Genomic DNA, 216 nt, shown 5'->3' on the forward strand with positions numbered 1-216 from the left:
CCTGCCCGAGTGCACGAGTGCGGCTTCGGCTCCGGAGGCGCCCAGCCGGACACCGATGCGCATGAACTCCCCCCGACGGCCGTTCGTCGGCCCCGGCAGTGATCAATACACCGTGGCGGCCCCACTGTCGAACCGCTGTCAACCGTCCTGAGTAACCCACCCTCCGCCACCGGCCCAACGTTTGCACCCGCCCCAGGTAAACTGGCCCCATGCACC

The organism is Allokutzneria sp. NRRL B-24872 (assembly GCF_002155965.1).
Classification (GTDB): domain Bacteria; phylum Actinomycetota; class Actinomycetes; order Mycobacteriales; family Pseudonocardiaceae; genus Allokutzneria.